The 25521-nt window shown below is 53.7% G+C and carries 20 protein-coding genes and 1 pseudogene; 5 read left to right on the top strand and 16 right to left on the bottom strand.

Annotated elements, in window-relative coordinates; translation table 11 throughout:
* Nucleotides 1-23: 23 nt before the first annotated feature.
* The 4 genes from ACAN56_RS20470 to ACAN56_RS20455 form a co-directional block, all read right to left on the bottom strand.
* Nucleotides 24-1067 (bottom strand): hypothetical protein, encoded by a 1044-nt coding sequence (locus ACAN56_RS20470; RefSeq protein WP_379145429.1) that lies wholly within the window; start codon nt 1065-1067, stop codon nt 24-26.
* The gene (locus ACAN56_RS20465; RefSeq protein ID WP_379145426.1) at nt 1060-4308 is read right to left on the bottom strand and encodes a glycoside hydrolase family 2 protein; all 3249 of its coding nucleotides are present in this window, start codon (nt 4306-4308) and stop codon (nt 1060-1062) included. Before ACAN56_RS20465 ends, ACAN56_RS20470 begins: the two co-directional genes overlap by 8 nt.
* 31 nt (nt 4309-4339) lie before the next feature.
* Nucleotides 4340-5020: a hypothetical protein gene (locus ACAN56_RS20460; protein ID WP_379145423.1), complete on the bottom strand. Its 681-nt coding sequence runs from the start codon at nt 5018-5020 to the stop codon at nt 4340-4342.
* Nucleotides 5021-5245: 225 nt separating this feature from the next.
* Entirely contained in the window at nt 5246-5977 is a 732-nt protein-coding gene (locus ACAN56_RS20455) for a GDSL-type esterase/lipase family protein (protein ID WP_379145421.1), read from the bottom strand.
* A gap of 131 nt (nt 5978-6108) precedes the next feature.
* Between ACAN56_RS20455 and ACAN56_RS20450 the strand changes: the two genes are divergently transcribed.
* Complete coding sequence (locus tag ACAN56_RS20450; RefSeq protein WP_379145419.1) at nt 6109-6975, top strand: helix-turn-helix domain-containing protein; 867 nt, start codon at nt 6109-6111, stop codon at nt 6973-6975.
* A 12-nt stretch (nt 6976-6987) separates the two neighbouring features.
* Here ACAN56_RS20450 and ACAN56_RS20445 read toward each other — a convergent pair whose 3' ends face one another.
* Nucleotides 6988-7899 (bottom strand): AraC family transcriptional regulator, encoded by a 912-nt coding sequence (locus ACAN56_RS20445; protein WP_038588065.1) that lies wholly within the window; start codon nt 7897-7899, stop codon nt 6988-6990.
* Between the two features lie 132 nt (nt 7900-8031).
* Between ACAN56_RS20445 and ACAN56_RS20440 the strand changes: the two genes are divergently transcribed.
* From ACAN56_RS20440 to ACAN56_RS20425, 4 genes are all read left to right on the top strand, one after another.
* Nucleotides 8032-10017 carry a beta-galactosidase gene (locus ACAN56_RS20440; RefSeq protein ID WP_379145416.1) on the top strand — a complete coding sequence of 662 codons (1986 nt, stop codon included), beginning with the start codon at nt 8032-8034 and terminating at the stop codon, nt 10015-10017.
* Between the two features lie 372 nt (nt 10018-10389).
* Nucleotides 10390-10815, top strand: coding sequence for a DUF5360 family protein (locus tag ACAN56_RS20435; protein ID WP_379145413.1), 426 nt, complete (start codon nt 10390-10392; stop codon nt 10813-10815).
* A gap of 17 nt (nt 10816-10832) precedes the next feature.
* On the top strand, nt 10833-11408 hold the full coding sequence (locus ACAN56_RS20430) for a TetR/AcrR family transcriptional regulator (RefSeq protein ID WP_379145411.1): 576 nt from the start codon (nt 10833-10835) through the stop codon (nt 11406-11408).
* A 2-nt stretch (nt 11409-11410) separates the two neighbouring features.
* Nucleotides 11411-11731 carry a DMT family transporter gene (locus ACAN56_RS20425; RefSeq protein ID WP_076113600.1) on the top strand — a complete coding sequence of 107 codons (321 nt, stop codon included), beginning with the start codon at nt 11411-11413 and terminating at the stop codon, nt 11729-11731.
* A 137-nt stretch (nt 11732-11868) separates the two neighbouring features.
* Here ACAN56_RS20425 and ACAN56_RS20420 read toward each other — a convergent pair whose 3' ends face one another.
* The 11 genes and pseudogenes from ACAN56_RS20420 to ACAN56_RS20370 all read right to left on the bottom strand — a co-directional run bounded on the left by ACAN56_RS20420 (nt 11869) and on the right by ACAN56_RS20370 (nt 25507).
* Entirely contained in the window at nt 11869-13260 is a 1392-nt protein-coding gene (locus tag ACAN56_RS20420; protein ID WP_379145409.1) for an MATE family efflux transporter, read from the bottom strand.
* Nucleotides 13261-13459: 199 nt separating this feature from the next.
* Nucleotides 13460-14620: an amidohydrolase family protein gene (locus tag ACAN56_RS20415; RefSeq protein ID WP_379145406.1), complete on the bottom strand. Its 1161-nt coding sequence runs from the start codon at nt 14618-14620 to the stop codon at nt 13460-13462.
* On the bottom strand, nt 14610-15680 hold the full coding sequence (locus ACAN56_RS20410) for an aminotransferase class V-fold PLP-dependent enzyme (RefSeq protein ID WP_379145403.1): 1071 nt from the start codon (nt 15678-15680) through the stop codon (nt 14610-14612). Before ACAN56_RS20410 ends, ACAN56_RS20415 begins: the two co-directional genes overlap by 11 nt.
* Nucleotides 15664-16359, bottom strand: a pseudogene (locus tag ACAN56_RS20405) (ATP-binding cassette domain-containing protein); the annotation flags it as partial. The gene ACAN56_RS20410 and the pseudogene ACAN56_RS20405, both read right to left, overlap by 17 nt.
* Nucleotides 16360-16439: 80 nt before the next feature.
* A complete protein-coding gene (locus ACAN56_RS20400; protein ID WP_379145398.1) occupies nt 16440-17207 on the bottom strand; it encodes an ABC transporter ATP-binding protein in 768 nt (255 codons plus the stop codon).
* Nucleotides 17204-18046: an ABC transporter permease gene (locus ACAN56_RS20395; RefSeq protein ID WP_269322565.1), complete on the bottom strand. Its 843-nt coding sequence runs from the start codon at nt 18044-18046 to the stop codon at nt 17204-17206. Before ACAN56_RS20395 ends, ACAN56_RS20400 begins: the two co-directional genes overlap by 4 nt.
* 20 nt (nt 18047-18066) lie before the next feature.
* Nucleotides 18067-19056, bottom strand: coding sequence for an ABC transporter permease (locus ACAN56_RS20390; RefSeq protein WP_038588039.1), 990 nt, complete (start codon nt 19054-19056; stop codon nt 18067-18069).
* Nucleotides 19053-20669, bottom strand: coding sequence for an ABC transporter substrate-binding protein (locus ACAN56_RS20385; RefSeq protein WP_379145394.1), 1617 nt, complete (start codon nt 20667-20669; stop codon nt 19053-19055). The genes ACAN56_RS20390 and ACAN56_RS20385 overlap by 4 nt, the downstream gene beginning before the upstream one ends.
* Nucleotides 20670-20867: 198 nt before the next feature.
* The gene (locus tag ACAN56_RS20380) at nt 20868-22889 is read right to left on the bottom strand and encodes a sucrose-specific PTS transporter subunit IIBC (RefSeq protein ID WP_379145392.1); all 2022 of its coding nucleotides are present in this window, start codon (nt 22887-22889) and stop codon (nt 20868-20870) included.
* A 4-nt stretch (nt 22890-22893) separates the two neighbouring features.
* Entirely contained in the window at nt 22894-24387 is a 1494-nt protein-coding gene (locus tag ACAN56_RS20375) for a glycoside hydrolase family 32 protein (RefSeq protein WP_379145520.1), read from the bottom strand.
* Nucleotides 24388-24508: 121 nt separating this feature from the next.
* Nucleotides 24509-25507: a LacI family DNA-binding transcriptional regulator gene (locus ACAN56_RS20370; protein ID WP_379145390.1), complete on the bottom strand. Its 999-nt coding sequence runs from the start codon at nt 25505-25507 to the stop codon at nt 24509-24511.
* Between the last annotated feature and the right edge of the window lie 14 nt (nt 25508-25521).

Below are 25521 nucleotides of genomic sequence, written 5' to 3'. Positions count from 1 at the left end.
CCTTTATGATGAAATTAGATTATTTATTTCGGTTCGACCTCGTCCAGGGTCAGGCGGTATTCCAGGTCCTTCATATAGGTGCCGTCGGCGTTCAGAAAGGTCAAACCGAAGGTCAGGTCACCACCGGTTCCATGCAGTATCGCGATCAGCCGGTTGAGGCCGCCCCGCAGGATAAGCTCCTGCTCAGGCTCCGCCACCAGCACGCCGTTCAAATAAATCTCATAAGGCACGGCTGTATTGACGTGCAGGCGTCCGCGGCGAAGTTGTCCGGGCACCTGCACAAAGCAGCTCAGAAACCACGGATCAAGCCCCGCATCCGCAATCCGCAGTGTCCCGTCGCCGGAACGCCGCTCTTTCTTCTGCATCCAGCCATAAAGACCTTCGCCCAGATTATTCAAAGAAAACTCCGGATCGGTGTAGTAAGCCTTCATCGCCCCGTAATCGACATGGGGCGGACAAGGCAGCGCCATCGCCACTTCCATGGCCCACTCGCCGTCACCCTTCACGCTATCCAGTAAACCGTCGTCAAAGGACGCGCCCAGATTGGCGAGCAGGCGGGTATACAGGCGCAGCGCCTTGTCACTCCCGGGGTCCGTCAGCAGCTGCGAGCAGAGCACGGAACCCGCCCCTGTCTTCACTTCGGCAAGGAATGTTCCAGCAGAACGTGTGTTTCTGCGGTTTAGCTCCACCAGTGCCAGACGGCTGTATTCTGCCGTGTAGCCATGCACGAAATAGTCCTTCCATGGCGTGCCTTCGACACTGGTACAAAGAGCATAAGCGTCCGGCAGCTCCAGGCTGTTGAGGGCCAGCGCACGGTTCATGACCTCGCGCGGCGACAGAAACACCTTGTCGAAGCCGAAGAGGTCGACCGGACTGAAGCCGCGCACGGCGGCGCGGGCGTAGTCCGCCGCCAAGTGATACGTCTCGTGCGGCACCACACACACGGGACGGCCCAGCAGGCGGGCAAGCTCAGCCTGCTGGCGGTCCTCCGCCGGCAGGAGAAGCACCTGTCCGCCGGCTTCGGCATGACGCCGGAGCGCCTCGGCTGCCCCCGGCGCCTCAAGCATGCAGGNGCGGCACCACACACACGGGACGGCCCAGCAGGCGGGCAAGCTCAGCCTGCTGGCGGTCCTCCGCCGGCAGGAGAAGCACCTGTCCGCCGGCTTCGGCATGACGCCGGAGCGCCTCGGCTGCCCCCGGCGCCTCAAGCATGCAGGCTTCGGCCACGATCAGGCCGAAGCCCTGCCCGTCCCCGGGCGCCGCTTCGCCCGGCGCGTTGGCCACTGCCGGCGCTGTCATATCCAGCGCCGTATACCGCAGCCGCAGCTTATCGAGGAACGCTGCGGCTTTCCCGCCGGGGCGCAGCAGCGCGGCCACCGGCCGGGCCTCAGCCCCGGCGTTGTCCCCGGCGCGCCCGGCGTAGGCCAGCAGGTTGCGCAGCAGCAGGCAGGCCTGCGGCACGCGGCCAATGTTCGCCATCAGCTCCAGCTGATTGGCCAGGAACAGGCCCTCTCCGCTGCGGTATTCCAGCAGCGGCGACCATAGATCACCGCCGTCGCCAAAATCACCCGCGCTGCATTCCAGCAGCAGGGTGAAATCACCTGCGGCCGGCTTCTCGAAGGCGGCATGGACAATCGGCAGCGGACCCTCCTCGCGCAGTTCCTCATGCCAGAACATCAGATCCTCGTCGCCAAGCCCCTCAAGCACGGGATGCTGGTAATTGCCCGCATGGGCGCGGAGGAAGGGCCGGCGTGAGAGCGGCAGCCTACCCAGCGAAAGCTGGGTCTGCTCCAGCAGCAGCAGCTTGCCGCCCCGTGCGACAAAAGCCTTCAGCAGCGCCTCCAGTCCGCCATCCAGATCCTCGGCCTTGCTGCCGATAACGAGCAAATGATCGGCAGCAAGCCCGGCCAGTCCAGAACGGTCTACCTTTCCGCAGCCCGGAACAAGCCAGCGGATGTGTTCGTAATCCTCATCCGCTCCCCAATACACGGTCTGACGCTGTACGTTCACGGGTTGGTTCAGCAGGCTTGCGGACATGATCCTGTATTCTAAGCGCAGCTCATGCACCCGCCGATCACCGTGAAACAGCACCGCCGTCAACACCGCCTGCTCTCCGGCTGCGGCGCGGAACGGCACCCACTCCACCCCGACGACCTTATGCTCGGCGGGACTTTGGCGGAAGCCGAAGCTTTGCTCATGGACGATGCTTTTCCCCTGCAAGATAACGAATTTCACCCGGACATCCTGTGTAGAGAACGTGTCGTTGTATACGTCGAAGCTGCGGCTGACCGGCGAATCGTCATAGAAGCAGCGGTTGTACTCGGCAGCGATAATCGTAGCCGGCTTAAAGGCCTCAGCCATAATGCCAAAGGCTGGATTAGGCGTGTACAGCGGATAATCCTCCGGCAGCAGGCCGTTGTTGATTGAAAGCGAATAGGCCGGAATAAACTTTGGCTTCACGCCGGACATCCCCGGCTCAGAGGATGGCAGGACAATGTTCTGCTCCGGCATCGCCCGCATGAAATAATGGGCGAAATTGAAGGTGGAAATACCGGACACGCCCTGCCGTCTTGCATACTCTACAAACAGCCGCTCCTTCTGCGCCAGCCCCGCTGTGCTTTCGTCCGTACCGCGGTAGGCCTGCAGTCCAACATACATGCTGCTGTTTTGCGGACATATATACCACCAGCCGCCATGTTCCCCGAAGGTCAGCGGAACTGTGCGGTCCCACTGGCTGATCGTGCCGTCGATATTGTAATGGCGGCTTTCTACCTCCGTATGCACTTTGGGCAGCAGCCTGTTGTCTCCTTCGGCGATGATCGGACGGGTAGGATCAAGCTCGCGGATTGCAGCCATAAAGCCGGGCATATGCAGTTTGAAGCCGTCCCGTCCGTCCACCCAGCGCATTTCGTTCTGCAGACTCCAGAGAATGACAGACGGATGGTTTTTGTCGCGCTGCACAAGCCGCCGCACATGCTGCCGGCAGTTCTCCACAAAAGCGGGATGGTCTGCCAGCATGGATTTGCTCGAGCCATAAATCGCCGTCTCATCGACGATCAGCATGCCTTCTTCATCGGCGATCCGCACATAATCGGCCGGATACGGCTCGGCATGCAGCCGGATGCTGTTGACACCCACGGAGCGGCATATGCGGTACCAGTTGCGGATGTACGCTTCCGTCTGCTGCGCCCCGCCCTGAAAATGCCAGGAATCGCCGCGCAGATTGACCGGAATGCCGTTCAGTATAAACTGCGGGCCTTCGCACCAGATTTCGCGGAAGCCGAAATCTTCCACACGCCGGTCGATGATCTCCTCTCCATGCAGCAGTTCCAGCACCGCACTGTATAGAAACGGCTCATCCGGGCTCCACAGTCTGGCACCGCTCCAGTCCATATTGAATGAGGCACAGTACACTGCCCCGGCCACTTCGTTTTCACATAGCCTGAGCGTCTCCACAGCGGCGCCATCGACTGAATGGGCCATGCATTCAGCAGACAGGACCGGTGCAGATTCCAGATCAACTCCGTAACATTCCGGTCTGTCTGGCCGCATGCCGGTATCGGCTTGCTCCGCTCCTGCCCCTTCAGATCCTGCGCTAGCCCTATCTGAAAATCCCAGCGCTTTCCGGCCCTCCTCAGACTGCCGCAGCACGCCTTTCTCCCGAATGCTCAGCTTTACGCGCAGCGGGCTGCGGGCCGCATCTCCCGCTGCGGAGGCAACAGCATTCACCTCTATCCGCCCTTCCCGAACGAAAGTACGAATAGTTACATCCTCCAGCGACAGTGCCGGATAACCTTCCAGATATACATCCTGCCAAAGTCCACGGCAAATCCTTCCGTACCAGGAACCCAAAAGTCCGGTTATTTTTTGCATGCCGTTTGGAAGCGCCACTCTGTCGAATCCGCCGCAAACGACATGCAGATGATGCTCCCGCCCCTGCACCACCAGGGAAGTAATGTCGAGCCTCAGCGGCAAGTAGCCGTCTTCCCAAACACCAATCTCCTGCCGGTCCAAATAAATGACGGCCTTCTGCATAATGCCGTCCAGCCGCAGCACGATCCGTTGGCCGGCCATGCTCTCTGGAACCCGAAACCTTCGATGCAGCACTCCCGCTTCCGCGGCATCCCATTCCTCCGGATAACCGTACAGCTCGAACGGGGCATAGTCATACTCCTGGAATTTGCCGAATCGTTTGCCTTCCGGGAGCGGATAAGTCCGCCTCCAGCTGGAAGGAACCTGGATCTTGCGGGCTTCATAAACAATTTTTTCCGGCAGCCTGCGGCATTGCGGCTGATCATACAGGGGCATGAAATCCCATTCCCCGTTTAGACATAGCAAATTACGCATCTCTTATTCCCAACTTTCCGGTGAAGGAGCGCACCTCAAGCACTAGATCGAGCTTCCGCCAAATATCCTGGCCGGCAGGGGTCCCTTCCCATTTGATAAAATGCGGCTCCATAATTTCGGCCCAGTTGTCCGGAGTAAGTGTCGTTTTCAGCCTTCCTTCATAAGGGGCAGGCTCCCGCGTGGCCGGCTGCTCCGCATAAAAAAACAGCATATTCTCATGAAGCCCGATAATTCCGTATTTATCTCCGTCACCCGGCCGTTCTTCCTGATATTGATAGTGGTAATAAACATAGCTGGCGGCTTCTCCCGGCTTCAGCAGTGCAAGCCGTCCGTAAGGCTCGCCAGCAGCGTTTGAGCGCTCCCAATGCTGCGCTGAAACAGGCTGCTGATAATGAAAAATATCAGCCAGCGGCGCCCAGCGGCGACCCTGTTCCCCTCCCGGCCAAACTGCCAGCCGTTCTGAGGCTTCGGGCAGCAAACTTTCCGGCGGAACCGCCTCTTCCAGGCATTCATAATAAAGAAACAGCTGGTGGCTGCAGGCAAACAGGCTCAGATTGACCACATTGAGATGTTCCATCGCTTCGGCGAGCGAAGATGAGACCTCTTGGCTCCGAAAAAAAGAAGCAGGTTCCTTGCCCCTGAGCCCCTCGGCCCTGTATAAACAGCGCTTCATGCCGAACCTCCCTTTCGCTTGTTTTCCCTATCATGTTACCGCATACAATTCTTCTTCGCCTTGACGATCGGGACCTTATTTAGCATGATAGCGACATGAGATTTCAAGACCGTCTGAAACCGCAACAGCGGTGAGGAAATAGGCGTAAGAAGGTTCTTCGAAATCCAGCTCGGCATGGCAAAGGCCCGCAAAAAAGGAACACTCCCTTTTGCGGGCCCGGTTAAATCATAAATTGAAATGAATAGGTGTGGAAACAACTCCGAACAGCTCCGACAGCAGCGTCTGCGCTATCACGCGGTGACCTGATGCGTCCGGATGGATACCGTCACCATAGCTATAACTGGCGTCAAGCCTCCGCTCATACCGGATATGCTCCAGCAGCGGAATGCGCAGGTCGATCACGCCATCGGCGGGACAACCGCCGGAGAGCAGCCAGTCCGCATAACGCTCCAGCACACGGTCATAATCCCTGTAGGGCGCCAGATAACTGAAATCAGGCGCCTCTTCAGGCAAGAGCTGGCCATTCATTGAAGCGGCGTCGAACGTCGGCGGGGTCATGAACACCGCTTTGGCCCCGGCTTCACGGATCTGTGCGCTCAGCTGACGCATTCCCGCCTGATAGGCCGCGAACCGTTCGTCCGAGTAGGGATGGTAAATTCCGTCGTTCATGCCGTAGCAGGCCACAACTACACCGGGAGCGGCAGCGGCGAGTTCTTCCGCCAGCCGGTCATGGATACAGGGCCTTGGAAATGGATGCCTCGCTTCGCTCAGGCCTGATGCCGTCTCGCTGGGGATACCGCGTGCTATCAGTTCCAACGCCTGATCCGGGCGGTGCTTCCGCAGCCATTCCTCTGCATAACGGATATATCGGCCATCCGCCGTAATGCTGTCCCCGAGAAACAGAATCACCGGCTTCACCGGATCATTTGTGATTGGATCGGCAAATAAATGCAACATTGTTTTCCCTCCTGACAATAACGCAGGTCTTGGCTTAGCCGAAGTCCGGCGATAGGCCCGCAACCTTAATGGTAACGCTGCCTGCCCAGTTTTGCCTTGACGATCCCGACCTTCTTTAGCATAATATGGCCATGACAACTAAACTTTTGGCGCGGGACATCGGACTTGAACCCGGCTTTACCTTCAGGATCCAGAAATGCCCGCTGACCCATGATTACTACGTCCATAGCCATGATTTCTCCGAGCTGGTCGTCATTCTGTCGGGAAGCGCCGTGCATATTATCGAAGGGAGAGAGTATCCGGTTACTGCCGGACAGGTTTTTCTGATCCACAGCAACGTTTCCCATGGTTATAAGAATGTCGATGGCATCGAATACGTTAACGTCATGTTCCAGCCCGAACAACTGCTGCAGCTGCCCGAGCTCAGGCTGCTGCCGGGCTTTCAGGCGCTGTTCTACATTGAGCCTTTCTACCGCAAGGAAATGTATTTCAAGGGCATGCTCACCCTTGACGCCGGGCAGCTGCGGGAAGCGACGCGGCTGCTTGATGTGATCCTCGAAGAGCATGACCGGCAGCCGGAAGGATACCGGCTGATGATCCGCACTTATTTTACCGCTCTGGTAGGCATGCTTTCGCGCTATTATCAGAACAGCCTCGGAAGCGAGGACAACAAGGCGCTGCGGATCGGCGAAACCGTGACCTATATCGAGGAGCATTTTCTGCAGCCCATTTCCCTGCAATCCATGGCGGATATGGCCTATTTGTCCACCCGCCAGTTTCTGAGAGTCTTTACCCGCAACTACCAGACCACCCCCATGGATTACGTCATCCGCAAGCGGCTGGACTATTCCTGCACGCTGCTGCGCAGCCCCGGCCTCACCATTTCACAGGTGGCTATGGACAGCGGATTCCATGACCAGAACTATTACTCCCGCCAGTTCCGCAAAGCATTCAACTGCACGCCAAGTGAATACCGCGAGAAAATGCGGGATTCCTAACGGCATCTGCAGTCACTCCTTATCTTCATCCCTGCCGGCGGCCATTCCCTCATCCCTCTGACGCAGCCGCCGCCGGTACGCCCCGGGCGTCACGCCAAATCTCGCACTAAACAGCCGCGTCATGTAGTTAGGATCGCGAATGCCTACCCGTTCGGCAACTTCGGGTATGCCGAGCACTGTACCACCCAGCAATTGTTTGGCTTCTTCCAGGCGCAGACGCAGCACATACTGCAGCGGTGTTGTGCCGATATGCTGTTTCATGCACCTTGTAATATAATCCGCCTGAAAATGCAGCTCCTCCTCGAGTCCGGCAAGATCAAACGGCTGTCTCCAATGACCGTCCAGATAGGCTGCGGCTGCCCGGGCCAGCCGGACCGCAGGCTCCGGCGCAGAAGTCCGGGCGCATTCCGCCTGCAGCGCGGCCAACAGCTCTGCCAGCAGCAAATGGAGCCGGACAGCGTTCTCTGCACTCAGCCGGTTGTGGATCTCGTTCATCCCACGCAAAATCGGCTCCAGCGCTTCTACATCGACTGCAGCAAATTTGGGCATATACAAACGCTGCTGCGCAGAAGGCTCAACATCCTCCACCGTCCCTTTGGCGAGCAGCGACGACCAGGGAATATCCTCCCGCCGGATATGCGCTGTCGGACATCCATGAATGAAATGCACCCAATAAATTTCCGTATCCTCCCCGCAGGGCCGATGCCCGGCATGCGGCAGCCCCGCCTCCAGCACCAGCAGCTTCCCCGGACCCACGGCATATTCCTTATCTTGTTCTGTCATATACAGCGTTCCCCGCTTCACCAGCAGCAGATCGTACACACCGAAGGTGCGGGCGAAATGCCGGTCACCCGGCGACCAGACGGCATGTCCTACTGTCACAAATTGCGGCAGCGGCGGGATGGCGAATTCCAGACACAGCACAGTATTCCTCTCCTGTCATAAGTCGATTTTGTGCTATTCAAAGTCTATATTATCACTGGTTACTCCGGCAGAAAAGAGGTACATTGACTGGGAATCCGCTTTTCATCCAACCATATAAGGGGCTGTTTATCTATGCGTTTTCGTCAGGTACACCTCGACTTTCATACTTCTGAAGCCATTGCCGGTATCGGAAGCGAGTTCTCCAAATCCCAGTTTCAGTCCATGCTGCGTGCCGGGCATGTCGATTCCATCACCGTTTTCTCCAAATGCCATCATGGCTGGGCCTATCATCCCAGTGAAGCCAATGAAATGCATCCGCATCTCAGCTTCGACCTGCTCGGCGAAATGATTGCGGCGGCCCATGAAATCGGGGTCCTCACACCGGTTTATTTATCAGCCGGTCTCGACGAAAAGCTGGCACGGCGCCATCCCGAATGGCTGATCCGCGACGCGGAGGACCGGACACGCTGGGTGAAGGACTTCATGACACCGGGGTATCACGAGTTTTGCTTCAACACACCTTTTCTGGACATCTTACTGGCGCAAATCCATGAAGTGGTCTCCCGTTATGACGCGGACGGCATCTTCCTCGATATCGTGGGCATCCGCAAATGCCGCTGCCAGTACTGCGTAGCTGCGCTGCGCGCGGACGGCCAAGACCCGCGCGACGAATCTGCCGTCGCCGCCTTGGGCGAACAGACTTATCTGAACTATGCGCGCCGCGTACGGGAGACCATCGACGCCGTGAAGCCCGGTCTTCCGGTCTTTCACAACAGCGGCCATCAGCGGCGGGGCCGCCGTGACCTCGCCCGTGTCAACAGCCATCTGGAGCTGGAGTCGCTCCCGACCGGAGGCTGGGGCTATGATCACTTCCCGCTGTCGGCACGCTACGCCCAGACGCTGGGCATGGAATTTCTCGGCATGACCGGCAAATTCCATACCTCCTGGGGCGAATTTGGCGGATACAAGCATCCGAACGCCCTGCGGTTTGAGGCAGCGCTCAGTCTTGCCCATGGCGCCAGATGTTCGATCGGTGATCAGCTTCATCCCACGGGCCTAATGGATGAGGCGACCTATGCCCTGATCGGCACCGCCTATGCGGAGGTGGAGTCAAAGGAGCTGTGGTGCGCCGGGACAGAGTCCATCGCGGATATTGCTGTCCTGTCCCTCGAAGCGGCGCGTGAGGCCTGTCCGGACGGGCAGGAGCTGAAGGGGCGGCGCAATATGGCCGATGCCGGTGTGGTGCGCATGCTGACCGAAGGCCATTATCTGTTCGACATCGTGGATACGTTAAGCGATTTTGGCGCTTACAAAGTGCTGATTCTGCCGGACGAAGTTCCGGTATGGCCGGAACTAGCCAGCGCTATAGCGGAATTTACAGCAGGAGGCGGCAAAGTGCTCGCCACCGGGCGTTCGGGCCTGAACGCAGCAGGTGATGCTTTTGTCCTGAATTTGGGTCTGAACTGGAAAGGAACTAATCCGTACAAGCCGGCTTATTTCCGCCCGGACTTCACTCCCGGCGCCTTGCTGCCCGCCTCCTATGTGATGTACGGCGAAGGCCAGCTTGTGGAATTAAACGGCGGGCAACCGCTGGGCTGTCTGGAGAATCCGTATTTCAACCGTGATGTCTTCACTTTTTGTTCACATCAGCATACGCCCAGCGCCAAGGAAGATAATGGGCCGGGCATGGTCGAAAGTGAAAACGGCATCTATATCGCCTGGGATGTGTTCAGCGATTACGCGGATGGCGGGCATCTCATCCTGAAGGAGATGGTACTCCATACGATATCCCGGCTTCTGCCGGAGCCTGCTCTGCGCACCCGGTTGCCGGCCCGCGGGATAACGACCCTGCAATACCAGCCGGCGGAACGGCGCTATGTCAACCATCTGCTCTATGCCGCCCCCGTGCTGAAGGGACGTATAGAAGTCATCGAAGATATCGTGCCGCTGCGGGACGTTTCCGTCAGCCTGCGCCTCCCGTCTCCCGCTCCTGTCCAGCGGGTCTATCTGGCCCCGTCGATGACAGAGCTGCCGTTTACGGCGGGCCATGACGGTGAAATCGGCTACACGGTTCCTTATCTGGAGAATCACCAGATGGTAGTGCTAGAGCTGGCGTAAGTAGAATTACCGGCCGAGAGGCTGGGTTAGCGGGAACAAGTCAGTGTTATCCTTCGGGACCCAAACGGTGAAACCTTTGATCATACAAGGGTTTCACCGTTTTGTGTTTTTTTTCAAATTCCGAACTGATATTTCTTAACTCCACTTTCGCAGAGTCAAAATTGAGTTGTTCTCAAGCCAGGGTTAAAGTGGAACAGCTTCAAGTAAAGGTCTTGTTATCATAGTTTTAATTTCCACTCTGGATTACATGATGATATCTAGGTAAAGCGGCAAATCACACTTGCCTCTGGGGATAACTTGATTTAAAATAAAACAAGTAAAACAAATTGTTTTATTTGTTTTCCATTACATAAGGAGGTGATCCCTCACAAGATGACAAAACCGCTAAAGGTGCTCATGGTGATTACAGACGTAGGGTTCCTGATTTACTGGTTAGTGACATGGCTTCATCTGGTGCCGGATGAATATCTGTATAATGACTACAATAATGAAATCATGATGGCCTGGAATATATCGTTTGTGCCCCTGGATCTTTTGATCTCATTAACCGGTCTTTTGAGTATGTACTTTTTTAAAAAGAATAAGGGACAGTGGCTGCCGCTATGTCTCCTATCACTCAGTCTGACCTTTTGCTCCGGGCTGCAGGCGATAGCTTTCTGGGCGATCCGGTTGGATCTGGATTGGTCCTGGTGGCTTCCGAATTTGTTTCTCATGGTGTACCCATTGTTCTTTTTGCCTTCGATCATGAAGAAAGGGCGATATGCGGCGTCAATGACGGCCGTACAACCCAATAAATAAGTGTGGATGTGAGAGCGATGAAGGAAAGAATTATTCAAGCTTCGGTAGCTGAAATTAAGATGCGGGGGTTGAAATTCTCCATAAGAGATGTGGCAAAGCGTGCCGGCATTAGCACAAAGACTTTATATCAAAATATAGAATCCAAGGAGCAGATCATAGGTTATATTGTCGAGCAATCTGTGTCAGAAATGAGACATGCCGAGCAATTAATCATAAACGAAAGTTCTCTGTCCAATATGGACAAGTTGCATAAGACATTGGCGCTATTGCCGAGCAGACTTGTTTTACATAACGTACATTTTCTTGAAGAACTCAAGCAGCGTTATCCTGTTCAATGGGCGGAAGTCGATCATTACATCCAAAATGGCTGGGATAACATTAGGTTACTAGTTGAAAAAGGAGTCAGGAATGGGGAGCTCCGTGAGTTTGATTTTGAATTGTTTATTCAAGTGTATATCGGGGCGTTCTATCGTTTGATGGAGCACCAATATGAAGTTCAGGACGGGTTGTCGCTTGAGAGGGCGCTGGGGCAAATGGTGGATCTCTTGCTGGTGGGTATTTGTAAGGGCAATATTGATCACGGGGGTAAGTGAGTGTGAAAGCATATTTGTTTTTGGCTGTTGCAGTTGTCAGTGAGTTGTTCGGGACATCTCTGCTCAAAGCTTCAGAGGGACTCACGAGAGTTTATCCAAGCATCGGGATGGTCCTGTGTTTCGGTGTAGCCTTCTACTCCTTGTCTTTGTCGTTGCAACAGATTCCCTTGGGGGTCGCTTATGCCATATGGTCAGGTGCCGGCACTGCCTTAACCGTCGTCATAGGGATTGTTGTATGGAAAGAAGCGGCGAATGTTACAACTACTTTTGGCATACTACTGATCATTGCTGGGGTTGTGTTGGTTAATTTGAGGTCGGCGTAGGGGAATGATATTAGATGCTGGAGTATGACCCGATAAATGAACGGATCCCCCTACACCGGCGAGCCTTCCGAAATAATACAGGTTTACGGATTTTAAAAAGGCTGCCGAGAATTTCTCGACAGCCTTAACAGGTACATCTAAATCAGCTTATGCGCAAACCACTTCTTGCCCCGGAAGCGCCACAGAAAAACACCTCCGCGAACGGCCCACTCACAGTTCATCGCCAGCCAGACTCCCATGACGCCATAGCCCAGCACGATCCCGAGGATATAGCCAAATACCACCCGAAACAGCCACATTGTCAGCATCGAGGTGATTGAGGTGAAGCGGGAATCTCCCGCTGCCCGCAGCGCAGACGGCAAAATAAAGCTGACTGCCCACAGCGGAACCTGGGCAATGGAATTCACCAGCAGCACCACAAACAGATCGTCAATGATCTCGGGAGGCGGAGAAAAGATCGACACCAGCGGGTGGAACAGCGGCATCAGGATCAAGGCGATCAATGCCAATGAAGCGGACCCGATCCAGAGGAAGGACTTGATGAACTTTCTGGCATCGGAGACATTCCCCCGCCCGATACATTGGCCGACTACCGTTACAATGGTTAGCGACAGCGCACTGGCTGGAATTTGAAACACCATGGCCAGCGAGCCGGCGATCGCATTGGTCGCAATGGCATAAGTACCAAGGCTGACAATAAACACCTGGGTCAGCAGTTTACCCCCGTTGAAGAACATCTGCTCCGCTGCGAACGGCACGCCGATGAACATGATTTTCCGCAGCATGGTCAGCGGAATATGGAACAGGTCGCGAAAACGCACACGCAGGGCCGTATCCACCTTGAACAGATACACCAAGGCACAGATCATCCCCGTGTACCGTGCGATATTTACCGCAAGCGTCATCCCCAGCACGCCCATGTGCAGCAGATTAATGAAGACTACGTTCAGAATAACATACAGCAGGTTCATGATGAGCGACAGCATCAGAGAAGCCCGTGTCCTGCCCACTCCCCGCAGAGCTCCGCATACCGCCTGCACCACCGCGATGCCCAGATAAGAGATACTGCTGCCGATCAGATAGATCCGGGCATTATCCAGCACGTCGGGCGAGGCGGTTCCGAACAGAAGGTTCAATATGGGAGTATGTAAGCCCATCATCAGAAGCCCGATTCCCAAGGCGATCAGCGACACCGAGGTGACCGAACCGGCCGTAGCCTGAGACACCATCTTGTCATTTCCGCTGCCTTTATACTGTGCGACTACCACCGTCCCCCCGGTTGCAACCGCAACAAATACATTGATCAGAAAAATATTCAGCGAATCCACCATATTCACCGCACTGACCGCCGCCATCCCGGACGAGCTGATCATTGCGGTATTTACCAGATTAAGCCCGATGATGAAGGCCTGGTCAATCAGGATGGGAATAAATAAAGCTATAATTTGCCTATAATCCATACCTTCGCCGGAAAGATATTTCTCCAGCAATTTTTTCTTCGGAAGTCTAGCGCGAAGCTGCATAAACATATCACATCATTTTCTATATAATGGAAAAAACTCTTCATTCGAAGAGCTTTTCAACAAAATATCCCCATTGAATTATGGGCACTTTACATTCAGTTTACTATAAATGCCATCTTAAGTCTTCAATGTTTTCCCCAGCACGCACAAAAACAACCCGTAGGCCTATGCCAACGGGTTGATTATTTATGATCTTGCACAAATGTTACTGAGCCTGAATCAGCTCCGATTCCTCTGCCCCGGTAATGACGGAAACGATGCTCTTCCGCAGTTCTTCTGCATTAGATGCCTGGTACGGATCAGCATTAAAAATAATAGCATCTGCAAGATTTCCGCTGGAAATCCGCCCCAGCTCATTGCCGCTTCCCAGAATCTCAGCAGCAGTTAGTGTGGCAGCCTGCCACACTTCCGCCCGGGTCATGCCGTAATCCATCAGCGTATCCAGCTCTTGAAGGTTGTACCCGTGAAGCGCTGGAGTAGCATAATCCGTACCGAATCCTATGCGGACCCCCGCCCTCTTGGCATAACCAATGGCTTTAGAGTGGGCTTCGGCAGCGCGGGCGGCCCGGTCACAAATAACCGGGTTCAGCGCCAGAACGCCTTTCGGATCTGCAGCAATGCTATAAATTGAGGTCGTAGGCACAAAGGCTGTTCCGGATTGTGCAAGTCTGCCGGCCTGATCCCCGGTCAGGAACATCCCGTGCTCTATGGATTCCACTCCTGCAGCGATAGACCAGTCTACCGTTACCCCGCCCCAGGTATGCACCAGGACTTTTTTATGATGAGCATGCGCATGGCGGACAATGAAAGAGAATTCTTCCTCTGAAAAAATCGGCTCCAGCACTTTTTCAGTAGGTGCACCAAGGCCGCCTGTTGCCATAATCTTAATCCAGCCTGCTCCTGTATCAAAAATCTCGGCCAGCCGCCCCTCCAGAACCTTAAGTCCGCGGGCATCCGCCGCTCCAAGCATAGCGCTGCTGGTTTGCACCCTTAGCGGCTGCTTATAGCGCTGAACGAGATGCCGTACGGTGCTCGGCAGAATCCCGCCCGCATCACGCGCCGTTGTTACACCGGTCCGCAAAGTGGCTTCGAAGGCCGCAGCCTGCATGACTTCGAGCTCATGGCTGCCGCGTTTCAATTGATCCTCATGGTCAAAGTCCGTCCAAGCCAGATGCGTATGAAGATCAATAACCCCCGGACTGATCCATAAATCTTGGCCTGGATGAGCGGACTGATCCTTAGGCGGCTCCGTTTCAGCTATAGAGGAGAACCGGCCGTCCTTAATGTTAATATCAAAACGTTTTCCTTCGATGCCTGCTATAAAAATATGATTGAAGACTAACGCCTCAGGATGTTTATTGATCATGTTCATTCCCCCAAAGCAGGCGGATTGCCTTGAGCGCAGGATCAGGGTCCTGATTCAGCAGCCCGGCGAGCGTCGTAATGGCTTCTTCCACGCTTTGACGGGAAGCATTTGTTCCGAAATGATTAATCCGCAGAAGCTGGCCGAAAAGCTCTCCGTCACCGGGAGCTACGATACCGATAGGCTGATTAATACGCAAGCCCGGTTCCCCGGAAATCCGCACCGTCGTAGTCAGCGTCGAATAGTGTTGGCTATCCTTCTGCCAAGGCTCCAGACCCAAGGCCTTGATACCGGCAATGGCCGAGGCCGCAGCCGATTCATGGCGCTTGATGACCTGTTCCAAGCCTTCTTCCTCAATGGCTGTCAATGCCGAGATCAAAGCTCTTGCCTCCAGCGTTGGAATGTTGGGAGGAACACGTAACGGTGTTGTCCCCTTCTGTGAGGGTTTAAGATCCAGTAAGGACAGAATGGAATTGCGCGGAGCATTGCTATTAGATTCGAGGAATTCCCAGCCGCGCGGTGAGATGCTTACGGCGCTGACGCCGTTAGGCCCGGCCAAAGCTTTCTGCGCGCCTATAGCTGCAAAATCAACGCCCCACTCATCCACCAGCAGGGCTTCTCCCCCGACCGCCGAAACGGAGTCTGTCACCGTAACGAGGTTAGCGGCGCGTGCGAGCTTAATTATTTCTTTGGCCGGATTCGATCCGCCTGTCACCACTTCTGCCTGAACAAAGGAAAGCGCACATGGTTTAAACCGTTCAATCGCCGCAGCGACTTCCTGAACAGTAACTACTTCATCAAAGGGGACCTTTACTTCAACAACTGTTGCCCCGCCGCGTTCAAGCCATTGTCCAAACAAACTTCCATAGGGACCTGTCACTATATTTAGAATCGTACGGCCAGGCGCAGATATCCCCGCCGCTACCGCCTCGATCCCCAGAATTGCCTCTCCGGGAATGATGACCGGGGGATGACCGGTAGACAAAAGCCGGGAGAGCAAGCTTGTAAGTGTGTCAAATCCAGACAATGACAGCGGTATAAATCCTTTATGTTCTCGGCTCATATAAACCTCCTGATGTGATCGACTTCGGCATTTTCGGAACGGCGGACAAGAGCTCACGGCTGTATTCCGTTTCAGGGCGGGCGAAGAATTGATCCTTGGGACTGATCTCAACCAGCTTTCCCTGCCGCATGACTGCTACCGTATCGCTGATTGCATGGATAACCCCCAAATCATGGGAGATGAACAGCATGGTAAGATTAAGCTCATCTTTGAGCGTGTTAAACAGTTCGAGCACACTCCGCTGTACAGATACATCCAAGGCGCTGGTCGGTTCATCCGCAATCAGAAGACTCGGCTCAACGCTTAATGCGCGGGCAATCGCGATCCGCTGGCGCTGACCGCCGGAGAATTCGTGAGGATACCGGTCCAATGCCTTGGCTTCCAGCTGAACACGGCTCAACAGCTCTTTACACCGCTGCTCGACCTCCGTGCGGCCGACAATTTTATGAAACAGAAGCGCTTCGGACAGAATCTGCCTGATGGAATGCTTGGGATTCAGCGAAGCGTCCGGATTTTGGAAGATCATCTGGATTCGCTTGCGCTGCTCCCGGCTTCTCTTCCTGGTTAATTCTTGTGCACCCAGCAGGATCTGCCCCTCACCCGGGGTGATCAGCCCGGCAATGACCCGTGCCAGCGTGGATTTGCCCGAGCCGGACTCTCCTACAAGGCCAAGGGTGGTATGCTGCTGCAGATTCAGATGGATATGATCGAGCGCAGTAAATCCGCCGTAATGAACCGCCAGATTTTTCACTTGCAGGGCTAGCTCCATGGTTGTCCGCTCCCTTCAAGCTCCGGCAGAGGAAGCACCGAGTTAATCAGCATTTGGGTATAAGGATTTTGCGGATTCTGCAAAACGCTGAGAGTATCACCCTGCTCAACAATCCGCCCCTCTTTCATCACACACAGCTTGGAGCACAGGGCAGCTGCAATCGCAAGATTATGCGTAACAAATACCATAGCAAAACCCAGCTCATTCTGCAGGCGGGTGATCGTTTCAATGATTTGCCGCTGAACGGTAACATCCAGCGCCGTTGTCGGCTCATCGCAGAGAAGAATGCCCGGCTTGCATGCCAGTGCAATGGCGATGACTACCCGTTGGCACTGCCCACCCGAAAGCTGGCTCGGATAACGGTCCGCCCTCTTTAAAGAATCGGGCAGGCCAAGCATTTCGAGCAGTTCCAGCGCCACGCTGCGGGAAGCCTTCCGGTTTAATTTTTGCCTATAATATACGACTTCCGCAAGCTGCTTAACCACCGGACATAGCGGGTCCAGCGCCCCTCTCGGGTCTTGAAATACCATAGCGCTGCTTACGTCACTCTTAATGACTCCGCCTGTCTGTTCAACACCTCGTGGAAGCAATCCCAGAATCGAACGCAGGGTCAGTGATTTTCCGGAACCCGATTCGCCTACTAATCCCAGACTCTCCCCTTTGCCCAGTGAGAAGCTTACATTGCTTACTAATTTAGTATTGGACTTGGTTCCCAGCGATAATGCTTCTATTTCCAAAACCGGACTTGTAGAAATCATTTTTTCCTCCATAAGTCTGCCAACCCATCTCCCACAAGAGACAACGCAATTCCCGTATACACCACTGCGAATCCCGGAACCGCCGAGAGCCACCAGGCCGTAGTTATGAAGGATTGTCCATCCGAAATCATGGTTCCCCAATCCGGGGTTGGCGGTGCAATGCCAATGCCAAGATAACCGAGTGTAACAATGGCCACCAGAAGTCCGACCATATCCGTCATAAGGACTACAACCGCTTGAGGCAGTACATTGGGCAGGAGATGACGAAGGATAATTTTCACTCCAGGCAGCCCTAACGTCTGAGCGGACGCCACCCATTCCTGCTCGCGAAACGATGCGCTAATACCTCTGACTACACGGGCAAACACAATCCAGCCTACAAGCATAAAGGTGATATAAATGCCCCGCTCACCTGCTCCGCTGGCAAAAGCCACGATAATCACGATCAGATAAAAAGGAAAAGCGATAAACGTATCCGTGAGCAGCGTAATGACCTTATCGGCCCATTTTCCGTAATACCCTGCAACCATTCCCAAAAATACACCAGTGCAGAATGGAACAATTTCCGCCAGAACCATGATGCTCAAATCGGTTCGCGCCGCATAGATCAGTCTCGTAAACAAATCGCGTCCCAATTGATCCGTCCCCAGCCAATGTTCGGCAGACGGAGGCTGCAAAAAGGCGCTCAAATCTTGCGCTGAAGGGTCATAAGGACTCAGAAACGGTATGAATACAGCCAAGATAATAAGCACTGCAAACATAATGCTCCCCACCAGAAGGGAAGGCGTATTCCTTATTCGATGGAGAACGTTTGTCTTCCTGGCGTCCTCAAGCAACATAGGTTCTGTTATTATACGTTTCATTGTTTTCCTTTCGTTCTGGGATCGAGCCACCACGAAATGATTTCAATCAGGAGGCTGATGATCACAACAGATATCGCACAGTAAAGCGCTATTCCTTGAATGACCGGGAAATCCCGATTCGAAATTGAAGTGAACAGCAAGCTGCCAATTCCCTTGATGCCAAACACCTGTTCAACAACCAGCGTACCGCCAATCAGATAAGAAATATTAACGCCAAGCAGCATTAGCGTCGGAAGCGCAGAGTTGCGCAACACATGCTTAAACAGGATCACCCTGCTTGGCAATCCCGCCGCCTTCAGGGTGACTACAAAATCGGATTCCAATATCTCAAGCATCTGTGCCCTTAACGAACGTACCAGCGTAGGAATCTGCGAAAAGGCGACGGTAATCGCCGGAAGTGTAAGACTGTACAAGGTTCCTAACCACCCTTCGCCTACACCCCCAACGGGAAACCAATGAAGCCGGACACTAAACAGCAGAATCAAAAGCATGCCAACCCAAAAGATTGGCATACCCAGAGTTATTGTAGGAAAAATACGGATCAAATGATCCGGCAGCTTATCCTTATGTGTGGCTGCAACCGTAGCAAGCAGAAGGGCAATAATGACTGCCAAGATACAGGCCATCACAATGAGCAGCAAAGTAACGGGAGCCCGCTCGGCAATCAGCACTCTTGTAGAGGTTCCGGTAATAATAGAATTGCCGGTATCACCATGTGTGAACAGCGTCTTCACAAACCGGACGAATTGTTCCCATAAAGGGAGATCCAGCCCGAGAGTATGATGCATACTCTCGAGGGCCTCAGGTGTGCTGTATTCTCCCAGAATCATTTTTGCGGGATCTCCCGGCACGATTCTGATGATGAAAAAAACTGCGGTCACTACAAAGAGGATCACTGCCAAAGCTCTTAATAGAGCGGTCACAAGCCAGCTGTAAGATGTATTCCTTCCTGACGATTGGCTTAACGGCGTGCTACTTTTCATCATTTACCGATACGGACTTCTTCAAAGCGAACGCTGCCGTTGGGTAAAACTACGAGACCATCCACTGAAGATCCTACGCCTTTCAGGATATCCGGATAATATAGAGGAATGTACGGAACTTCATCAGCAAGAGTTTGCAGCAGCTTGGTGTAGGTTGCCTCACGTTCCTTGCCATCCGGCGTTTTTTGGCCTTCATATAGAAGTTTGGTCACTTCATCATTCGTGTAATGGGTCCAGTACGATTTACTGAAGCCTTCCGGGTCGGTCTGGAAAGCGATAATCGAGTTCGCTTCTGGAGAATCGGCTTGACCGCTGTTGAGCATTGCCGCAAAATCATAAGCGAAGAAACGCTCACGGAAAGTGGCCAGTTCAATGGATTCAATCTCAATGTTAATCCCGATCGATTTACCTGCTGCCTGGATAATTTGCGCCTCTTGTGCTCTTGTGCTGTTGCCGGAGGCTACAAGCAATTTTGTATTGAATCCATTAGGGAAGGCAGATTTGGCAAGCTCCGCCTTGGCCGCATCGAGATCGAAGTTCAGTGCCTTGATTGTCTCATTCGCATTATATGGAATGGTTGTCGGCAGCAATGAATTTGCAGTCTGTGCATATCCAAAGGTAAGCGCCTTAGTCAAGCCTTCACGATCCAGTGCCAGAGCGAGCGCACGACGGACATGCACATCAGAGAAATTCTTGTCCAGCGTATTGAAGAACAATTGCTCTGTCACCCAGCTGCCATTGGTTACTACTGTAGTGTCAGGGCCTTTTTTTATTTCATCGGCATTTTGCAACGCCAAAGATTCAATAGCATTCACTTCTCCGGCCTTCAGCTGGTTAATGGCCTGGCTGTCATCTTCAATCAGCTTGTAAACAAGCTTATCAATATAAGGTTTCCCATCTTGCCAATAGTTCGGATTCTTGGTGAACGTCAGATCGCCAGCAGCATCCCACTGTTCAACAACGAAAGGTCCTGTACCTACCGGTTTCTTGAAAAACTCTTCTTCGGATACCCCGCCGAAATTGTTCGGAATAATTCCGTTCGAGAAGTTGGACAGCTCGGAGATGAACGGTGTGTAAGGCTCTTTAAGCGTAATAACAAACGTTTGTTTATCCTTCGCTACAGTGGTATCGACCTTTGCCGCTATCGCCAGCGGTCCGCCAACCTTCAAATGCCGCTGTAAGGAGAATACTGCATCCTCTGCAGTAACTTCAGTACCGTTCGAAAACTTCAAGCCGTCACGCAATACAAACGTATACGTCAAGCCGTCTTCACTGATGCTATGGGACTTGGCGAGCCAGTCCACAATTTCGCCCTTGCTGTCAAAAGCAACCAAAGATTCAAATACTTTATCAATGGCAAAGGCGTTATTCGATGTAATCTGATTATGCAAATCAAGTGAGGTTACGGAAGCAGGCCGTCCATAGACGAAGGTTCCTCCCGCCGCAGGCTCCTCCGGAGTTGCGCTCTGCTTTGCCCCTTGATTCGTGTTCTGCTGGGCGTTCTTATTTGACTCAGAATTATTCTTGGAATCAGAGCATCCTGCAACCACCACTAATAATAGAAGTGCTACGGTTCCTATCCAAAATGACTTTCTAAATGCTTTAAGCTGTGACATGTCTGACTCTCCCCTCTTATAAATCATATATGTTTAGTATGGATTGTATTATGGCGTAAACCGCCTTCTCTGTCAAACAAAATATCATGGTTACGGAAGGTCAGCCCCGATTAAAACAAAACGGGACGAAGCCGGAAATCCGCTGCTTCGTCCCGTTTACTATATTGCGATAACATGCCTAAGTCAAACATTCCGGGATCATAAAATTTCCTGGAGCGCAACTTTCACTTGCATGGCATTGTCAATGCCGGCGGTTACTGTTCCTGGCGAAGCGGGGTTCACCTCAAGCACATTGTCAATCCCCCCCGGAACGATAACCGGAGTGACCGTAGACAGCCCGGCAGCGCGGATCACGTCAAGATCGAATTCAATCAGCAATTGCCCGGCCTTCACCTGCTCACCGGTCTCCACATGAAGCACGAAGCCTTCTCCCTTCAGGGAGACTGTGTCAATACCTACATGAATAAGCACCTGCGCTCCACTGGCATGCTCCAGAATGACGGCATGTTTGCTTTTCTTGATCACATGGGCCACGGTACCGCCGAACGGCGCGTAGACCTTGCCTTCGCTGGGTTCGATGGCGATGCCCTCTCCCAATTGTTTGCCGGCAAACCCGGGGTCCGGCACCTGATCCAGAGCCACCAGTGTTCCTGTAAGGGGTACCAGGAATGTAAGGGTTCCCGGCTCATCTGACGCCTCAACCAGATTCGGAGCGAAAACCGGGGAGGCCGTGCGTACACTCACATCTGCGGTATTCTCCGGCCGTATCTCTTCAGACTGAGGAAGCGCTGACGCTGTTCCCCCTGAGCCTGCCGTCTGCTCTGCCGGAACTGCGGACATCTCATCACGATAGCCGAACAGCCAGGTAAGCACGAAGGCTACAGCCATCGCAACCAGATTGACCAAAATGTACAGCGGAAGTTGGCCGTTCAGATACAGCAGGGTTCCGGGAATCACCGTAATGGCCATGCCGTTGCCGGCCAGTTGAAACAGCGAAGCCAGGAAACCGCCGGCCGCGCCGCCGATGAGCCCCATTACAAAAGGTTTCATATACCGGAGGTTGACCCCGAATATCGCCGGTTCGGTAATACCGAGCAGAGCGGACAGTGAGGACGGCAATGCCAGCGCCTTCAGCTTGGTGTTCTTCGTCTTCAGTCCCACAGCGAGACAAGCTGCGCCTTGAGCAGCCATTGCGCAGGTAATAATCGCATTAAACGGGTTGGCGCCCGTACGCTCCACCAGCTGAATCTCCAGAAAATTAAAGATGTGATGCACGCCGGTCACGACCACAATCTGGTGCAGCGCCCCGATCAATAGCCCTGCAATGCCCAAGGGCAAATCAAGCACATAAGTGGTTGCATTCAGTACGCCCGTCTCCAAGGAATGGAACAGAGGACCGATGGCGAACAAGCCAAGCGTGATCATGAGCAGCAGAGTCAGGAATGGCGTCAAAATCAAATCAAGCGCTTCTGGAATGCGCTTACGTAATGCCTTTTCCAGCTTCGCCCCGATCAGTCCCATAATAAATGCCGGCAGTACCGACCCCTGATAACCTACAATCGGAATGAATCCGAACATAATCAGCGGCTCCGCCGTCCCTCCGGCAACTGCATAGGCGTTGGGCAAAGCCGGATTGACAAGCATCAGCCCAAGCACAATCCCAAGAATGGGACTGCCGCCGAATACCCGGAAGGCCGACCAGGCCACAAGTGCAGGCAGGAAAGCAAAAGCGGTATCCGTGAGCACTTGGGTGAACAGCAGAAAATTAGCTGAGATATCCTCAGGCACGAGCCCGAACAAAGAAAGAATCTGTGGCTGGGTCAGCAAACCGCGCAGTCCCATAAATAACCCGGTGGCTACCAGGACCGGAATGATAGGAACGAATACGTCCCCGAAAGTGCGAATTGACCGCTGGAACACATTCCCCGCCTTTTTGCCCTGATCTTTCAGATCTTCCTTGGAGGTGCTCTGAAGGCCCAGCTTCTCTACTTCTTCAAAAATACGGTTGACGGTGCCGGTGCCGAAAATAATCTGATACTGTCCGGAGTTAAAAAATGCCCCTTTGACTTTGTCGATACCCTCGACCTGCTCTTGGTTAATGCTATCCTTGTCCCGCACCATAATACGCAGTCGGGTAGCGCAGTGCGCGAAGGAGATGATGTTTTCTTCTCCTCCTATAGCCTGCACAACCTGCTTGGCGATCATTTGATTTTCATTCATAACGCTATTCCTCCCCGTTGTATTCAATCTCCCATTGGACAACCCGGAACTCCGCGCTGCCGCCTTCGGCATAAAGGCGGATGCCTGTGCTTACCTGTTCAGGAAAAATTCTCGCCGAAAATACCGTTTCTCCGTCATTCACAAACACTTCAACCGATGATGTATCCACAAACAGTTGCAGGGTTAGCATGCGATCCCGAAGATCGGTCGTGCAGCTCCGCTCCCTCCCGAACTCCAGGGCCAGAGCTTGACCTGACTCGGAACGGTCCAGTACCACTTTCCCCGCTGCGGTATCGTAATAGATGACCGTTCTCTCATTGGGGCCGACACGGAACTCAATGCCGAAGCGTTCTGCTCCATCCTCACGGATCTGGGCTAGCAGCTCATAGACGGTGCCCCCAAGCTCCTTCATCTCAGCTGTCCCGCTGTGTATTACCGTGTGGGCCTCTGTCATCCGCCCCCGGCGCTTGACCAGTTCTCTGGCCGGACGCTGGATCAGACGGCCGTTCTCCAAGGTCAGCTCGCGGGGTAAAGTCAGACAATGCGCCCAGCCATGCTGATCCGTAGGATAATCAATCTCCGGCAGCCCCATCCATCCGACCAGCAAACGTCTGCCTTCGGGTGCCAGGGTTGTCTGAGGCGCATAAAAGTCAAAGCCATAATCAAGCTCCCGAAATTCACCATGGCGGAAATCCCTGTCCGGCAAGCGTAACGGATCGCCAATGAGATATCCTGACTGATAGATATTCGGGAATTTGTCGCCCTCCGGTGCAAGACCTTGCGGGGAAAACAGCAGCACCCCTGCTCCGTCCAGTTCAAAGTAATCGGGGCATTCCCACATATATCCAAACTTCATCAGCCGGGTGCCAAGCTCCCCTTCAAAACGCCAATTGTGCAAATCCGGTGAGCTGTACAGCACCACGCAGCCGGTATGATCAGTGCGCTGTGCACCGATGACACAGTAGTAGCCCTCCGCTGCCTTCCACACTTTCGGATCACGATAATGATCTGTATAGCCAGGCGGCACATCGAATATCACCGGACGCTCGAGCTTTATAACCGTTCCGTCCCGTTCCATTACAGCCAGGCACTGATAGGGCAGTCTGATCCAGTCCTCGGTGCGGGTATTCCCCGTATACATCAGGAACAGCTTGCCATCCTTCTCAATCGCACTGCCCGAGAACACCCCGTGTGAATCGTATTGCCCGCCCGGAGCAATGCCGATGCCAAGGTTCTTCCAGTGCACCAGATCGGAAGAAGAAGTATGATACCAATATTTCATGCCATGCTGCGTCCCCAAAGGAAACCACTGGTAAAACAAGTGGTATTCGCCTCCGTAGTAGGAGAAGCCGTTAGGGTCATTCAGTAATCCCGCTTCCGGCTGGATATGAAATTGTTGTCTCCATGGGCTGCGTGCGACCAGCCGCTCAAGCGCTTCCCGTTCACCCGGCTCTGCTTCTTCGATAAGACGGTACAGCTGTTTTCTATCCATTTTTATCATCGGACTCTCCACTATCTATTTGGTCTAGTTCTCATTAACGGAACCGGTTCCAAGTATCTTAAAAAGAAAACCTCTTTCCAACATCGCTGTGAAAAAAGGTCCGGAACCGGTTCCAATATTATTGTATGCTGAGTCCTGTCAAATTGTCAACGCTTTCTCGCTGAATAATTTCGCAGCCGGAGACGGAGACTTTGGCGACCTCTTCTCCATTCACCAAGGCTATGATGTTCTCCGCAGCCAATTGCCCGGCTTCTCTGTAATAAAATCTCATAGTCGTCAACGCCGGGTGAACAATCTCAGTGACCTCGTAATCGCCGAATCCCGTCACCGACACTCCGGAAGGAATCAGTATATGTCTGAGCGAGGCTGCTTTCATCACACCGAGCGCAATATTGTCGGTCGCACACACGATGACTGTAGGCACCCTGTCCTCAAACAGCAAATCGGCCGCCGTCACAGCCTCGTTCATTCTGAATCCGGAGGTGTAAAACCTTGCATCGCAATTTCCGTATTCGCGAAGAGCCCTTTGGAAGCCTTGCTTCCGCCTTACACCTACCGCGATGTCCTGCTCCGTAACCCCAAGATAAGCGATGTGCCGATGTCCTTTATCAAGAATATGCTTGCCCATCAGATAACCGGCCATTACATCATCATGAATCACGCTATGCAGGTCTGCATGCTGCTGCCCGATCAGTATAACCGGAATTTTGCAGTCCCGGACCGCCTTCAGGTGCCGCTCCGTTACTTGCGCCGCCAGCAGCAGCAGACCGGAAACTTTTTGCCTCGCCATCTCATAAATGAATTCAATTTCCCGCTCCAAGTCCTGATTGGTGTTGGCAATGAGCAGCTGATACTGGCGTCCCCGCAACTCATCGTCTATGCCCATCAAGGTCTGTGAGACTGCATAGGAGTCCAAGCGCGGAACGATTGTGCCGATAATGCTGGTCCGCTTTGCCTTCAGGCTTTGGGCGAATGTGTTGGGCACATACTGGTTCTGTTTGATGATGCGTTCGATTTTCTCTCTCGTCGCATCGCTGACAGAACCGCCGTTCAAATATCTTGAGACCGTACTTTTAGCCACACCCGCCGCCCGGGCGATATCAATGATAGTTTTCATTCTCAGGGCTCCTA

The organism is Paenibacillus paludis (assembly GCF_042610515.1).
Classification (GTDB): Bacteria; Bacillota; Bacilli; order Paenibacillales; family Paenibacillaceae; genus Paenibacillus_AQ.
This window is presented reverse-complemented; position numbering and strand designations above follow the sequence as displayed.

Coding starts and splice junctions, on each gene's coding strand:
- ACAN56_RS20455 (WP_379145421.1), bottom strand. CDS start 5,977: ATGTTGCATTTATTTGCCGATCCAATCACAAATGATCCGGTGAAGCCG.
- ACAN56_RS20460 (WP_379145423.1), bottom strand. CDS start 5,020: ATGAAGCGCTGTTTATACAGGGCCGAGGGGCTCAGGGGCAAGGAACCT.
- ACAN56_RS20415 (WP_379145406.1), bottom strand. CDS start 14,620: ATGATCAATAAACATCCTGAGGCGTTAGTCTTCAATCATATTTTTATA.
- ACAN56_RS20435 (WP_379145413.1), top strand. CDS start 10,390: ATGACAAAACCGCTAAAGGTGCTCATGGTGATTACAGACGTAGGGTTC.
- ACAN56_RS20385 (WP_379145394.1), bottom strand. CDS start 20,669: ATGTCACAGCTTAAAGCATTTAGAAAGTCATTTTGGATAGGAACCGTA.
- ACAN56_RS20470 (WP_379145429.1), bottom strand. CDS start 1,067: ATGCTTGAGGCGCCGGGGGCAGCCGAGGCGCTCCGGCGTCATGCCGAA.
- ACAN56_RS20390 (WP_038588039.1), bottom strand. CDS start 19,056: ATGATGAAAAGTAGCACGCCGTTAAGCCAATCGTCAGGAAGGAATACA.
- ACAN56_RS20400 (WP_379145398.1), bottom strand. CDS start 17,207: ATGATTTCTACAAGTCCGGTTTTGGAAATAGAAGCATTATCGCTGGGA.
- ACAN56_RS20380 (WP_379145392.1), bottom strand. CDS start 22,889: ATGAATGAAAATCAAATGATCGCCAAGCAGGTTGTGCAGGCTATAGGA.
- ACAN56_RS20370 (WP_379145390.1), bottom strand. CDS start 25,507: ATGAAAACTATCATTGATATCGCCCGGGCGGCGGGTGTGGCTAAAAGT.
- ACAN56_RS20410 (WP_379145403.1), bottom strand. CDS start 15,680: ATGAGCCGAGAACATAAAGGATTTATACCGCTGTCATTGTCTGGATTT.
- ACAN56_RS20420 (WP_379145409.1), bottom strand. CDS start 13,260: ATGTTTATGCAGCTTCGCGCTAGACTTCCGAAGAAAAAATTGCTGGAG.
- ACAN56_RS20440 (WP_379145416.1), top strand. CDS start 8,032: ATGCGTTTTCGTCAGGTACACCTCGACTTTCATACTTCTGAAGCCATT.
- ACAN56_RS20450 (WP_379145419.1), top strand. CDS start 6,109: ATGACAACTAAACTTTTGGCGCGGGACATCGGACTTGAACCCGGCTTT.
- ACAN56_RS20430 (WP_379145411.1), top strand. CDS start 10,833: ATGAAGGAAAGAATTATTCAAGCTTCGGTAGCTGAAATTAAGATGCGG.
- ACAN56_RS20395 (WP_269322565.1), bottom strand. CDS start 18,046: ATGTTGCTTGAGGACGCCAGGAAGACAAACGTTCTCCATCGAATAAGG.